Consider the following 13,624-nt stretch of genomic DNA (forward strand, 5'->3'; position numbering starts at 1 on the left):
ACGCAACTTCATACCGCCACGCCCGCTCCGATGCTTTCAGCCTCTGGGCAGATTACACCGCGGAAATGGTGGCATGATCCTGCCTTTGCCAAGCTTCGCAAGCTGATGCCAACAACTTGGCAATACCTGGAGATGTTCAACGACCGTGGCCGCTGTCTGGCCGGCGCGCGCATTACGGATGAGATCCAAAGCGGCAGTGTATTTCTGTGGACCGGAGCCTGGTACGATCCCGACTTTACCGCGCCGCAGGCCCGCGACCGCCACGGAAACCCTAATGTCCTGACGCATGATCTGCGTACATCCTCACTGACGCAAAGCCCGGCGGCGCATTCTGCGCTAGTGCAACTCCAGCGTTTCGACGGATCGCCTCCGCCGGTCAAGGCGCATGAACCACCGACTTTCGAACCAGAACCGTAGCTGATATCAATGGGTAAAATGGACGGGGACAAGATGAATTCACAGGCGCCGAGCGAACCGAAGGTTGATTCTACTCTGTCGAAGGGGTTGACCATCCTTGAAAACCTTGCCGGATCGCTGCAGGGCAAGGGTGTTACGGAACTGTCAAAGGAATTGGGCCTGACCAAGTCCAACACGTTCCGGCTTTTGCAAACATTGGTGACGCTGGGCTATGTCCAACACCTGCCCGACAAGACCTATGCCGCGACGCTGAAGACCTGGCGCGTCGGGCGGGCCTCGGTCGAAAACCTGAACCTGCGGGACATGGCCGCGCCCGAACTGACGTTCCTGTCGCAAGAGACCGGCGAGGCGATTTATCTGGCAGTGCGGGAAAACTTGTCGGTGGTCTATATCGACAAGATCGACAGCCAGAAACCGATCCGGTCGTGGAATGCAATTGGCGGCACTGCCCCGCTGCATTGTGTCGGGACCGGCAAAGCCATTCTGGCCGCAGATTTCGACAAATTGCGCGATCAAATCAGCGGGGCGTTGACCCGCCATACCGACAAGACACTTACGGACGCCGCCGCGCTTGAAGCCGACATCGTGACGACGCTTGCACGCGGCTATGCCTATGATACCGGCGAATTTCGCGAGAGAATCCTGAGTTTCGGCGCGGCGATCACGCTGCCAAGCGGCGAACCGATCGCCGCCCTGGGTATTTCCCTGCCCGATATAAACCTGCCTGAGGGCGGCGTGGAGAGATATGGCGGGCTTGTGTCGCACGCGGCCCGCTCCGTCTCGGCAAAGCTGGGCCGCGGCTAACTCGCTTACGGCTGTTTCTCAGGGAATTCGATCGGGCCGCCGTGTTTTTCCCAGGTGGAAAAGCCCTCTTTGAGGTGCGCAGCGTCAAACCCCATGTCCTGAAGCGTGGCGGTGGTGATCGCCGAACGCCAGCCCGAGGCACAGTGAAAGACGAACTTCTTATCCTCCTGGGCAAAGATATCTTTGAAGTAGGGGCTGTCAGGATCAACCCAGAACTCGATCATCCCGCGCGGCGCATGAAAGCTTCCGGGGATATAGCCGCTGCGCTGGCGTTCGCGCACGTCGCGGATATCGACCACCACGACATTGGGATCTTCCAGCATAGCAATGAGGTCCGCGGATTCGATCTCTTCGATACGCGCGCGTGCGCTTTCCACCATCTTGGCAGAGGAAATAGTGAGCGGTTTCATGATTTCTCCTGTATTGGTATATAGAACAATCATTTCGTATATTGACACATAAGATTGAGTCGTGCAACCTTTGAGGCGAAGCTGTCGCGGCTATTCGTACTGGAGACACCACACATGACTGCATCCAAAGCCATTTCGTTATGGGACGCCTCGGCCCAGGAATCCGACTACACTGCGCCGCTCGATTCGGAAGAGCAGGTTGACGTCGCCATTGTCGGGGCTGGGTTCACCGGCCTTTCGACGGCATTGCACTGTGCCGAGAAGGGCCTCTCGGCCCATGTCATCGAGGCAGAGCAGATTGGCTATGGCGGATCAGGCCGCAATGTCGGGTTGGTCAACGCAGCCCTCTGGTTGCCGCCGCAGAAAGTGAAAGAGTCGCTTGGCCCGACCTATGGACCACGATTCATCAAGAAATTCGGCAAAGGTCCGGAGTATGTCTTTTCGCTGATCGAAAAGCACCAGATCCGCTGTGAAGTGACGCGAACCGGTACGATTCACGCGGCCCACGGGCCAAGCGGTTACGCCGATCTTCAGGAACGCCATAACGAATGGCAGCGCCTGGGTGAGCCGGTGGACCTGCTCGGCCGCGACGAAGTCTCCGAGATGATCGGCACCAGGCATTTCCACGGTGGCTTGGTTGATCGCCGCTGCGGCACGATCAACCCGATGGGCTATTGCCGGGGGCTGGCGCGCGCGGCACTGGGCGCAGGGGCAAAGATCAGCACAGGCGTGCGGGCAACGCGGCTGCGCCGCGACGACGACTTATGGAGGGTGGAAACCGACAGCGGCACCCTGACGGCCAAGGCCGTGATCTTGGGAACGAACGCCTATACCGACGCGCTTTGGCCTGGCCTCAACCGCACCTTTACGATGATTCACTACTTTCAGTTGGCCACGAAACCGCTCGGGCCAGAGGCGGATTACATCCTGCCGGGCAAGCAGGGGCTGTGGGACACCGGACAGATCATGTTCAACATCCGCCGCGACGCCTTTGATCGCTTGCTGATCGGCTCGATGGGCAAGGTAGTCGGCACCAAGGACAACGGGTTGTCACACCGCTGGGCAAAAAAGCAGATCGCGCGAATTTTCCCAAAGCTTGGCCCGGTCGAGTTCGACGAAGCCTGGACCGGCCAGATCGCGATGACGCCCGATCACCTGCCGCGCATCCACCAGCTAGAGGCGAACCTCTTCACGCCGATTGGCTACAACGGTCGCGGTATCACCACCGGGACCATCTTTGGCGAGGCGATGGCGGGGCTCTTGACCGGCCTGGACCCTGCCGACCTGCCGCTGCCGATGACCGACCTTGCAACGGTTCCCTCGGCTCCCATAATGTCGCGGCTCTATCAATCCGCGTTTACCGCCAAACAAATATTCAAGGCAATCTGACCCATGAGCATTCCCACGAACCGAGTCGGCGTAGATATCGGGGGCACGTTTACTGACGTGGCCCTTGACCATGCGGGCGGTCTTGCCACCTGCAAGGTGCTGACCAATTACGCCCAGCCAGAGCAGGCCATCCTTGACGGCATCAGTATAGCCGCACAAAAGGCCGGTTTGGCGCTTTCGGAAATCGGCCAGGTGATCCACGGCACCACATTGGTGACCAACGCACTGATCGAACGGCGCGGGGCGAGGCTGGCCTTCATCACCACCGAGGGCTTTCGCGATGTTATCGAGATGCGTTCGGAAAACCGGTTCGAACAATATGATCTGAACCTGACCCTGCCCAAACCTTTGGTCCCGCGCGAGCATCGTTTCACCTTGAACGAGCGCATGGGTCCGAATGGCGAAGTGCTGCTGCCGCTGGATCAGGCGGAAGTCGACCGGATGGTACAGACCGTGCTGGCCGGGGATTTCGAGGCCGTCGCCATCGGTCTCATGCACTCCTATGCCAATGACGCGCACGAGAAACAAATGGCCGAGGCGCTGCGTGCCGCTGCACCCGATCTGTCGATCTCGATTTCGTCGGTGATTTCGCCGCAAATGCGCGAACTGCCGCGTTTCAATACGGTGATCGCAAACGCCTATGTCCAGCCGCAGGTGGCCGACTACCTTGGTCGTCTGGTGGATCGGCTGAGCGAGTCGGGCGTCGATGCGCCGGTGTTCATGCTGCATTCCGGCGGCGGTTTGATCTCGGTCGATGTGGCGGCGGAACAACCCGTCCGCCTGCTCGAATCCGGCCCTGCTGGCGGGGCGATCTTTGCCGCCGATTTTGCGCGCGGGCACAGGCTGGGCTCTGTGTTGTCCTTCGACATGGGCGGCACCACGGCCAAGATCTGTTTGATCGAGGACGGCGAACCCAAGACTGCCAACACATTCGAGGTGGCGCGCACCTATCGGTTCAAGAAGGGTTCGGGCATGACAGTGTCTACCCCTGTGGTAGAAATGGTCGAGATCGGTGCGGGTGGTGGCTCGATCGCTTCGATTGACCAGTTGGGCCGCATTCAGGTTGGCCCACGCTCCGCCGGGTCAGAGCCTGGACCGGCGTGTTACGGCAAAGGCGGCGAAGAGCCGACGGTGACCGATGCCAACCTGCTTCTGGGGCGGCTTGATCCCGACAATTTTGCGGGCGGTGCCATTCCCCTGTCGACAGAGGCGTCGGAAGCCGCCGTCACCGCAAAACTGGCCTCGCACCTTGACATGAGCGCCTCCGATGCGGCCTTTGGCGTCACCGAGATGGTCGACGAAAACATGGCCAATGCGGCGCGTGTGCACACCGTCGAGAATGGCCGCGACATCGAGCATTTCACCATGGTCGGCTTTGGCGGCGGCGCGCCGCTGCATGCCTGCCGGCTGTGCGAAAAGCTGGGCATCAAGGAGTTGATCATCCCGCCGGGTGCCGGTGTCGGATCGGCCATCGGTTTTCTGAAAGCTCCGTTCAGCTACGAGGCGACGCGAGGCCTCTTCCAGCGGCTCGACGGGTTTGACGCGGCGTCGGTGAACGCCGCACTGGTCGAGCTTGAAGAGGAGGCGACAGCCTTTGTCAGCGCCGGTGCCGGGGACGCCGAAACAACAACTCGTTTGACCGCGTTCATGCGCTATTCCGGGCAAGGCTGGGAAATCCCCGTCGTGCTGCCTTACAAGACGTTCGCAGACGACGACCGCACCGGGTTATTGGCCGCCTTTGAGGCTGCATACCGCGCCCTGTTTGGCCGGGTGATCGAAGGCCTCGGCATCGAAATCACCAACTGGTCACTGGTCGTGGCGTCGGTTCTTCCCGACACTGCCCCGGTCATACGCCATGCCAGCGGCACGGCGGTCACACCGAACCGCAGCCGCCAATTCTTTGACGCCGCCCTGCGCAAATCGGTCGATGCGCAAGAGGTCGAGCGCAGCGCCATGACGCCGGGCCAGTCCGTGGACGGCCCTGCGGTCATCGTTGAAAATGAAACCACAACCATCGTTACATCGGCCTACCGGGCCGTCGGCCAGGGCGACGGAAGCCTGCGCCTGATCCGCAAGGGAGACAGCCAATGACCCCGACAGCGATTGACTACCAGATCATGTGGAACCGCCTGATCGCGGTGGTGGAAGAACAGGCAACGACGCTAATCCGCACCGCGTTCTCCACTTCGGTGCGCGAGGCGGGTGATCTGTCTGCTGGGCTTTTCGACCGGCAGGGGCGGATGATGGCACAGGCCGTTACCGGCACGCCCGGCCATGTGAACGCGATGGCCGAAAGTGTGACGCATTTCGTACGCGAAATCGGTGCGCAGAACATCTTTGAGGGCGATGTTTTCATCACCAATGATCCTTGGATGGGCACCGGCCACCTGCACGACATCACCGTCGTCTCGCCGACGTTCCGCGATGGTCGGCACATTGGCTTTTTTGCCAGCACGGCGCATGTGGTCGATATCGGCGGGCGCGGCTTTGGCCCCGATGCCAACGAGGTCTTTGAAGAGGGCCTGCTGATCCCGATCATGAAGTTCGCCGAGCGCGGTGAAGTTGCCCGCGACCTGATCCGTCTTGTGCGCGCCAATGTGCGCGAGCCCGATCAGGTGGTCGGCGACATGTATTCGCTGGCCGCCTGCAACGAGGCCGGCGACCGGCGCTTGCAGGTCATGATGGGCGAGTTCGGGATTACCGACCTTGACGGCCTGGCGGATTTCATCATCGAGACCAGCCGCAAGGCGACACATGAGGCCATCGCAAAGGTTCCCGACGGCACCTTCCGCCACACCATGCAAGTGGATGGCTATGACGATCCGGTCACGATGATGGTGAGGCTCGATGTGGCTGGCGACAAGATCAAGGCAGATTTCGATGGCACATCGGGCATGAGCCGCTTTGGTGTCAACTGCCCCGAGGTCTACACTCGCGCCTACGCCTGCTACGGTCTGAAATGCGCGATCGCCCCGCAGGTGCCGAACAATACCGGGTCTCTGGAACCGTTCGAGATCACTGCGCCCGAGGGCTGTATTCTCGCGGCCAAACGCCCCGCGCCGGTCTCGGTGCGCCACGTTCTGGGCCACCTTGTGCCGGATGTCGTGCTGGGTGCTCTGCATCAGGCGCTGCCAAATACCGTTCCGGCGGAGGGCGCAAGTGCGCTGTGGAATATTCAGATTTCCGCCCGCGCCAGCGACCCCGACAGCGGCTTGCCGAACCGCGAGGTGCTGATGTTCAACTCGGGTGGCACCGGCGCGCGGCCTAAATTTGACGGTTTGTCGGCGACGGCGTTCCCCTCGGGCGTCTCGACCATGAGCGTCGAAGCCACCGAACATGTCGGCCCGATCACCGTCTGGCGCAAGGATTTGCGGAGCGGCTCGGGCGGGGCCGGCGCCTTGCGCGGCGGTCTGGGCCAGACCATCGAAATCGAACCGCGCGACGGTTATGATTTCTACTTCAACGCCATGTTCGACCGGGTCGAAAACCCCGCACGGGGTCGCGACGGAGGCGCTGCGGGTGCAGCGGGTCGTGTGGAACTGGCCGACGGGACCAAGCTGCGTAGCAAGGGTCGCCAACTGGTCAGGAACGGCCAACGCCTGAAACTAAGCTTGCCCGGTGGTGGTGGCTATGGCGCACCCGGCGACCGTGACCGCGCCCAGCTCGAGAATGACATACGTGCCGGGCTGATCACGCCCGACCAAGCGAAACAAGATTACGGATTCGGGGAATAATACCATGACACAAAAACCACTCGCGCTGATCACCGGTGCGGCCCAGGGCATCGGATATGCCTGCGCCGAGGCGCTGTCTGAGGATGGCTATGACGTGATCCTGTCCGACATCAACGCTGAAGGTCTGGCCGCCGCCGGAAAGACGCTCGGCGCCAAAGCCGCGATTGCCTGCGACATGGGCAACGTTGCCCAGATCGAGGCGATGTTCGCGCAGATTGCGGCCGATCATGGCCCACTTCATGCTCTGGTCAACAATGCAGGCGTTGCCATGCCCGGTGACTTTCTCAGCTACGAGCTGGAAACCTTCGAGCGAGTGATCGACATCAACCTGCGCGGTGTCTTTGTGGCCACGCAACTGGCCGCCCGCGTGATGGTCGAACACAAGATCGCCGGCGCGATTGTCAACATGTCCTCGATCAATGCGCAGGTCGCGATCCCCGCGATCCCGGCCTATTGCGCCTCCAAGGGCGGTGTGATGCAGCTGACCAAGGTGGCGTCACTGGCATTGGCCAAGAACAACATCCGCGTCAACGCGGTTGGCCCCGGTTCCATCGACACTGAAATGATGGCGGGTGTGAACGCCAACCCCGAGGCGTTCAAAGCCGCGATGTCCCGCACGCCCTTGGGCCGCGCTGGCGAGGCGCGGGAGATTGGTGACGTGGTCGCGTTCCTGTGCTCGAAAAAGGCCAGCTATATCACCGGCGAGACCATCTATGTCGACGGAGGCCGTCTGGGCCTCAATTATACCTGCTGAGAGTACCAAACATGTCCCGATACGCCGAAACTTACGCATCATGGCGGGCCGACCCGGTGGGGTTCTGGCAACAGGCCGCAGAACAGATCGACTGGTTCACGCCCGCCAAATCTGTCTTTAACCCCGCCAGTGGCGTCTATGGCCGTTGGTTTGACGGGGCGACTTGCAACACGTGTTACAACTGTGTCGACCGGCATGTCGTGGCGGGGAATGGCGATCGTTTGGCCGTTGTTTATGACAGCCCGGTTACCGGGCAGGTAGCGCGCTACACATTCGGCGAGCTTCAGGATCAGGTCAGCGCGTTGGCATCCGTTCTGCGCGGTCTGGGTGTGACCAAAGGAGACCGCGTGGTGATCTACATGCCAATGGTACCGGAGGCGATCTTTGCCATGTTGGCCTGCGCCCGGCTTGGCGCGATCCACTCGGTCGTTTTCGGCGGGTTCGCCCCGCAGGAACTGGCGACACGGATCGACGATGCAGCGCCCAAGGTGGTGATTTCAGCGTCCTGCGGGATCGAGCCGGGGCGGGTGATTGCCTACAAACCGCTGCTGGACGAGGCCATAGACCTGTCGGAAAACAAACCCGATCATTGCGTGATACTGCAACGCGATACGCAACTCTGCGATCTGACACCAGTGCGCGACGTGGATTATGCAGAGGCGGTCGAGACCGCTCTGGCAAGAGGAGAAGGCACCGAATGCGTGCCCGTCGATGCGACCGATCCACTTTATATCCTCTACACTTCGGGCACCACCGGCCAACCCAAGGGCGTCGTGCGCGACAACGGCGGGCATATGGTGGCGTTGAAATGGACGATGGAGCATCACTACGATATCAAACCCGGAGAAGTCTTTTGGGCCGCCTCGGATGTGGGCTGGGTCGTCGGTCATTCATGGATCTGCTACGGTCCTCTGCTGCACGGCGCGGCAACGGTTGTCTTTGAGGGCAAGCCGGTCGGCACGCCCGATGCAGGAACGTTCTGGCGCGTTATTCAGGATCACGGGGTCGCGGCGCTGTTCGCCGCGCCGACGGCGCTTCGCGCGATCAAGAAAGAGGATCCCAAGGGTACGCTGATTGGCGAATACGACTTCAGCAAGTTCCGCACACTGTTTCTGGCCGGCGAACGCTCAGACCCGGCGACCATCGAATGGGCGCAGGAAAAACTGGACCGTCCGGTGATTGATCACTGGTGGCAAACCGAAACCGGTTGGGCAATGTCCGGCAATCCTGTGGGGCTGGGGGCGTTCCCGGTCAAGTTAGGCTCTACCGGCAAGCCGATGCCGGGCTATGACATTCGTGTGCTGGATGACGCGGGCAATGCAGTCGCGCCCGGCACACTTGGCAATATCGTCTGCAAGCTGCCATTGCCACCTGCGGGCTTTCCGACTTTGTGGAATGCCCCGGATCGGTTCATTTCGTCCTATATGGCCGAATACCCGGGTTATTACGCGACATCCGACGCGGGTATCATCGACGAAGACGGCTATGTCTTCATCATGGCGCGCACTGATGACATCATCAATGTCGCCGGGCACCGCCTGTCGACCGGGGCAATGGAAGAGGTGATCGGGAGTCACCCGGACATTGCCGAATGTGCTGTCGTGGGCAAGGCGGACGCGCTCAAAGGGCAGATGCCGCTGGGGCTGTTCGTGACCAACAACGGGGCCAATCGCGATGAGAGCGAGTTGGAACGTGAGCTGGTGCAACTGATCCGCGCCAAGATCGGCGCCGTTGCCGCGTTCAAACATGCAATCGAGGTCAAGCGTCTGCCCAAGACCCGCTCCGGCAAGGTGCTTCGGGGCACGGTACAGAAGATCGCCGATGGTGAGAGCTTCAAAATGCCGGCCGCAATCGACGATCCGGCCATTCTCGACGAAATTTCCGCTGCGCTCAAGGCGCACAATATGATCGGAGAGCCCGTATGATCGAACGCATTCACACTGGTGATCGGATGAGCAAGATCGTCAAGCACAACGGCACGATCTATCTGTGTGGTCAGGTCGGGGCAGGTGACAGCGTGACCGAACAGACGACAGATTGCCTGTCGCGCATCGACGCTTTGTTGAAAGAGGCCGGTTCGGACCGTGAACATATCCTGCAAGCTATCGTCTGGCTGTCGGATATGACCCATTTTGCCGAAATGAACGCTGTCTGGGACGCTTGGGTGCCAGCAGGCCACGCCCCGGCGCGCGCCTGCGGAGAAGCCCGGCTCGCCCGCGAAGCCTTGAAAGTCGAGATCATCGTCACCGCTGCTGAAAAGCACAGCAACTGAAGGAGCGTTCCAATGACCGCAGCAGTCGAGATGAAAAACGTGAACAAGTGGTACGGGGAGTACCACGCGCTGAAGGATGTTAATCTCACGGTTGCCAAGGGCGAGAAGATCGTTGTTTGTGGGCCGTCGGGCTCGGGCAAATCCACGATGATCCGAACGATCAACCAGTTGGAAGAACACCAGTCAGGCGAGATCCTGATCAACGGCGAAACAATCAATGCTGATGCGCCGAATATCGAGGCAATGCGTCGCGAGGTCGGCATGTGCTTTCAGCATTTCAATCTCTTCCCGCACCTAAGTATTCTGGAGAACTGCACTTTGGCCCCGATGCTGGCCCGCAAGACTTCGCAGGCAGAAGCGGAAGAGATCGCCATGCAATTCCTCAACAAGGTGCAAATCGGCAATCAGGCGCAAAAGTACCCCGGACAGCTCTCCGGCGGCCAGCAACAGCGTGTGGCGATCGCCCGAGCGCTTTGCATGAAGCCCGAGATCCTGTTGTTTGATGAGCCGACCTCGGCACTTGACCCGGAAATGATCGGTGAGGTGCTCGACGTTATGGTCACGCTGGCCGAGGAAGGCATGACCATGATCTGCGTCACCCACGAGATGGGTTTTGCCCGCAAGGTCGCAGACCGGGCTCTGTTCATGGATGCCGGTGAAATCATCGAGGAGGCCGAACCCGAGACGTTTTTTACATCGCCGAAAAGCGACCGGACGCGCACATTCCTGGAGCAGGTTCTCACGCACTAGGCGCAGGGGGTGGTAGTGCCCCGAGGAGTGGTGTAGGAACTGGCGTCCACCTGCTTCTTCATAGCTGGTGTTGCTCGTTCACTGAGCGGCAATCATCGCCGTCTCACCATCATCGTTGCATATGGCGGTCAGCTTTTCCACCGGCATGTAGCGGCGGGAGACGGCCCATTCGTCGTTCTGCTCCAGCATCAGCGCGCCGACGAGCCGGATCACGGCGTCACGGTTGGGGAAGATCCCGACGACATTGGTGCGCCGCTTGATCTCCTTGTTGACGCGCTCCAGCGGGTTGGTGCTGTGCAGCTTCGAGCGCAGGCTCTCGTCGAAGGCCGTATAGGCCAGCACGTCGTGCTCGGCCTCGTCCATCAGCTCGGCAACATCCCGGAACCGCTCGCGCAGATTGTCGGCAACCTCGCGCCAGCGGGCATGGGCCTGGTCGCGGTCTTTCTCGGCGAAGACGGTCTTCACCACCGCGCTGACCACCGGCTTGTTGGTCTTGTCCACGCGGGCCAGCAGGTTGCGCTGGAAATGCACACGGCAGCGCTGCCAGCCGACCCCCAGGACCTTGCGGGCGGCGGCTTTGAGGCCCTCATGGGCGTCGCTGATCACCATATGCACGCCCCGCAGGCCGCGGCGGGTGAGTGAGCGCAGGAAATCGGCCCAGAAGGTCTCGGCCTCGGACGGCAAGACGGTGATCCCAAGGATCTCCCGGCGTCCGTCTGTATTGACCGCCACGGCCACTATCACCGCCATCGAGACGATCCGCCCGCCCTCGCGCAGCTTCACGTAGGTGGCGTCGAGCCAGAGAAACGGCCAGTCCCCCTCCAGCGGCCGGTTGAGGAACGCCTGCACCCGCTCATCGATCTCTTCGCACAGCCGCGAGACTTGGCTCTTGGAGGTGCCCGTAAGCCCCATGGCACGCACCAGGTCATCTACCGCGCGGGTGGAAATCCCTTGGATATAGGCTTCCTGTATCACGGCCATCAGCGCCTTCTCGGCTGTCCGGCGCGGCTCCAGGAACGTAGGGAAATAGCTGCCCTTGCGCAGCTTGGGGATGTTCAGGCCGATGGTGCCTGCCCGGGTATCCCATTGCCGCGGTCGGTAGCCGTTGCGCTGGTTCTCCCGGTCCGGGCTGCGCTCGCCGTGCCCGGCACCGCAGACAGCAGCCACTTCGATGTCCATCAGACGCTGTGCAGCATCCTGGATCAGCTCGCGCAGAAAATCGGCATCATCGCTCTTGGCGATCACGCTCGGAAGGTCAATCATGGTCTCGGTCATCGTGCTCTCCTTCGTTGTCATCGGTCTTTGAACAACCTCAGACTACTAAGAAGCGCGGTGGCCGCCAGCCCGGCCGCACGCTACGCTACGCCAAAAGGCTCCGCGTGCGGCCTCTTACACCACCCGGTGGGGCACTACCCAGGGGGTCCGGGACAAGCCTGGCGGGTCCAGCCAAAGGAGTGCACATGACCTATCCTATTGACCTGTCGATCAAACCAGACGTCTCAGCCCATTTCGACGCGGGCACCAACACGATTAGCTATATCGTAAAGGATCCGGCACCGATCATTTACGATATAGCTAATCGTCGACAGCGTCCTGGATTTTGACTATGCAGCGGGCCGCATCACCTATGATCACGCCGATGCCATGATCGCAGAGGTCGCGCGGCGTGGGCTGACGCTCGACTGGATTATCTAGACGCATGTGCACGCCGATCATCGTAAGCGGCGCGCCGTTCACACGGGCTTGTCGTAGTTCCAGGGCAGCAGTTGTTTGATATCAGCTTGTTTGTGCCCGCCAGCAATGGCTGTCAGGACACCGGACAGATAGCCATGCGGCTCGATCCCGTTGAGTTTGCAGGTCTCGATCAGGGAGGCGGTGACGGCCCAGTTTTATGCACCAGCATCGTGTCCTGCGAAGAGCGCATTTTACGGTTTAGGGCGATGGGTCGGATGGTGCGTTCGACGGGATTGTTGTCCAGTTCGATGCGCCCGTCGTCGAGGAATAGACAAAGGCCGTTCCAGTATTTGGCGATGTATTTCAGGGCTTCACCGGTTAGCGATTTCGTTGAGACGCGGGCCCGGTGTTGGGCGAGCCAAAGCTCGAAAGCGTCGATGATGGGTTTTGATCGGTCCTGCTTCGCAGCACAGCGTTGATCTGCGCTCAGGCCGCGCAGGTCTTTTTCGATGCGATAGAGCGCCTGGATTTGGATCAGACCTTCCTGCGCAATCGGGGCCGTGCTGGACTGAGTAACCTCATGTGGTTTGCGACGGGCGTGAGCCCAGCAATATGCCGGTGTCACATCTTGCGTCGGTCGTTTGAGCAAACGGTTATAGCCAGCATAGCCATCGACCTGAAGGATGCCGCTGAAGCCCTGCAAAATAGTGTCCGCATGCTGACCAGATCGTCCCGGCGCGTGTCAATCGGCATGCAATCCTGAGCCCCTATCGGCGCCCAAAAATGACCCCCTTATTTTGCGCAGGGGTAGCTGGCCCGATGCGGTGTAGCCATCACACAGCGCAGCCGCGTCGGGCCAGCGGGGCCTGGGTTACTCCCTGGTCTTGAAGCGCCAGCTCTTGTTGCCGGTTTCGACGATGTCGCAGTGGTGGGTAAGGCGATCAAGTAACGCTGTCGTCATCTTCGCGTCACCAAAGACCGATGGCCATTCACCGAAGTCGAGGTTGGTCGTCACGATGATGGACGTGCGCTCGTAGAGGCGACTGACGAGGTGGAACAGCAACTGGCCGCCGGTCTGGGCAAACGGGAGATAGCCGAGCTCGTCGAGGATCAGGAAGTTGTGGCGACATAGCAGATCTGCGGTACGTCCCTGTCGGTCGGCACGAGCTTCGGCATCCAGCTTGTTCACCAGGTCCACGACGTTGAAGAAGCGCCCCCGTTTGCCGCGCCGGATGCACGCCCGGGCGATGCTCACGGCAAGGTGGGATTTGCCGGTCCCGGTGCCGCCGATGAGGACGACGTTTCGCTGGATACGCTCATAGAAATTTTGCTCCACAGTTTGCCACACAACGGAGCCGCGGGTCATCCTTGGTTTCTCGACCCGATTAAGCTCCAAGTGCCGAAGAAGTGGGAGCTTTTT

11 protein-coding genes and 3 pseudogenes are annotated in these 13,624 nt (G+C 60.7%); 10 read left to right on the forward strand and 4 right to left on the reverse strand.

Annotated elements, in window-relative coordinates; all coding sequences use genetic code 11:
• Nucleotides 1-417 (forward strand): molybdopterin dinucleotide binding domain-containing protein (locus BHD06_RS19030; RefSeq protein WP_303245698.1); only part of this gene is annotated, 417 nt, incomplete at its 5' end.
• Nucleotides 418-450: 33 nt separating this feature from the next.
• Nucleotides 451-1,221 carry an IclR family transcriptional regulator gene (locus tag BHD06_RS19035; RefSeq protein WP_080458612.1) on the forward strand — a complete coding sequence of 257 codons (771 nt, stop codon included), beginning with the start codon at nucleotides 451-453 and terminating at the stop codon, nucleotides 1,219-1,221.
• Between the two features lie 5 nt (nucleotides 1,222-1,226).
• On the opposite strand, the gene BHD06_RS19040 is transcribed toward BHD06_RS19035, so the two are convergent.
• Nucleotides 1,227-1,631 carry a rhodanese-like domain-containing protein gene (locus tag BHD06_RS19040; protein WP_080458560.1) on the reverse strand — a complete coding sequence of 135 codons (405 nt, stop codon included), beginning with the start codon at nucleotides 1,629-1,631 and terminating at the stop codon, nucleotides 1,227-1,229.
• A 114-nt stretch (nucleotides 1,632-1,745) separates the two neighbouring features.
• Between BHD06_RS19040 and BHD06_RS19045 the strand changes: the two genes are divergently transcribed.
• Genes BHD06_RS19045 through BHD06_RS19075 form a run of 7 tightly spaced genes read left to right on the forward strand, consistent with a single transcriptional unit; the run spans nucleotide 1,746 to nucleotide 10,530 of the window.
• The gene (locus BHD06_RS19045) at nucleotides 1,746-3,020 is read left to right on the forward strand and encodes an FAD-binding oxidoreductase (protein ID WP_080458561.1); all 1,275 of its coding nucleotides are present in this window, start codon (nucleotides 1,746-1,748) and stop codon (nucleotides 3,018-3,020) included.
• 3 nt (nucleotides 3,021-3,023) lie between these two features.
• Complete coding sequence (locus BHD06_RS19050) at nucleotides 3,024-5,111, forward strand: hydantoinase/oxoprolinase family protein (protein ID WP_080458562.1); 2,088 nt, start codon at nucleotides 3,024-3,026, stop codon at nucleotides 5,109-5,111.
• Nucleotides 5,108-6,754: a hydantoinase B/oxoprolinase family protein gene (locus tag BHD06_RS19055; RefSeq protein WP_080458563.1), complete on the forward strand. Its 1,647-nt coding sequence runs from the start codon at nucleotides 5,108-5,110 to the stop codon at nucleotides 6,752-6,754. The genes BHD06_RS19050 and BHD06_RS19055 overlap by 4 nt, the downstream gene beginning before the upstream one ends.
• A 4-nt stretch (nucleotides 6,755-6,758) precedes the next feature.
• A complete protein-coding gene (locus BHD06_RS19060) occupies nucleotides 6,759-7,508 on the forward strand; it encodes an SDR family NAD(P)-dependent oxidoreductase (RefSeq protein ID WP_080458564.1) in 750 nt (249 codons plus the stop codon).
• Between the two features lie 11 nt (nucleotides 7,509-7,519).
• The gene (locus tag BHD06_RS19065) at nucleotides 7,520-9,433 is read left to right on the forward strand and encodes a propionyl-CoA synthetase (protein WP_080458565.1); all 1,914 of its coding nucleotides are present in this window, start codon (nucleotides 7,520-7,522) and stop codon (nucleotides 9,431-9,433) included.
• A complete protein-coding gene (locus BHD06_RS19070) occupies nucleotides 9,430-9,780 on the forward strand; it encodes a RidA family protein (protein WP_080458566.1) in 351 nt (116 codons plus the stop codon). The genes BHD06_RS19065 and BHD06_RS19070 overlap by 4 nt, the downstream gene beginning before the upstream one ends.
• 12 nt (nucleotides 9,781-9,792) lie before the next feature.
• Nucleotides 9,793-10,530: an amino acid ABC transporter ATP-binding protein gene (locus tag BHD06_RS19075; RefSeq protein WP_080458567.1), complete on the forward strand. Its 738-nt coding sequence runs from the start codon at nucleotides 9,793-9,795 to the stop codon at nucleotides 10,528-10,530.
• A gap of 78 nt (nucleotides 10,531-10,608) precedes the next feature.
• Here BHD06_RS19075 and BHD06_RS19080 read toward each other — a convergent pair whose 3' ends face one another.
• A complete protein-coding gene (locus tag BHD06_RS19080) occupies nucleotides 10,609-11,826 on the reverse strand; it encodes an IS256 family transposase (protein ID WP_139784805.1) in 1,218 nt (405 codons plus the stop codon).
• A gap of 164 nt (nucleotides 11,827-11,990) precedes the next feature.
• Between BHD06_RS19080 and BHD06_RS24485 the strand changes: the two are divergent.
• A pseudogene (locus BHD06_RS24485) lies at nucleotides 11,991-12,222 on the forward strand (MBL fold metallo-hydrolase); the annotation flags it as partial.
• 41 nt (nucleotides 12,223-12,263) lie between these two features.
• Here BHD06_RS24485 and BHD06_RS19090 read toward each other — a convergent pair.
• Nucleotides 12,264-12,946 (reverse strand): annotated as a pseudogene (locus BHD06_RS19090) (IS66 family transposase); the annotation flags it as partial.
• A gap of 129 nt (nucleotides 12,947-13,075) precedes the next feature.
• Nucleotides 13,076-13,513: pseudogene (gene istB, locus BHD06_RS19095) on the reverse strand (IS21-like element ISPkr1 family helper ATPase IstB); the annotation flags it as partial.
• Nucleotides 13,514-13,624: the final 111 nt, after the last annotated feature.

It is taken from the genome of Roseovarius sp. A-2 (assembly GCF_002072155.1).
GTDB lineage: Bacteria > Pseudomonadota > Alphaproteobacteria > Rhodobacterales > Rhodobacteraceae > Roseovarius.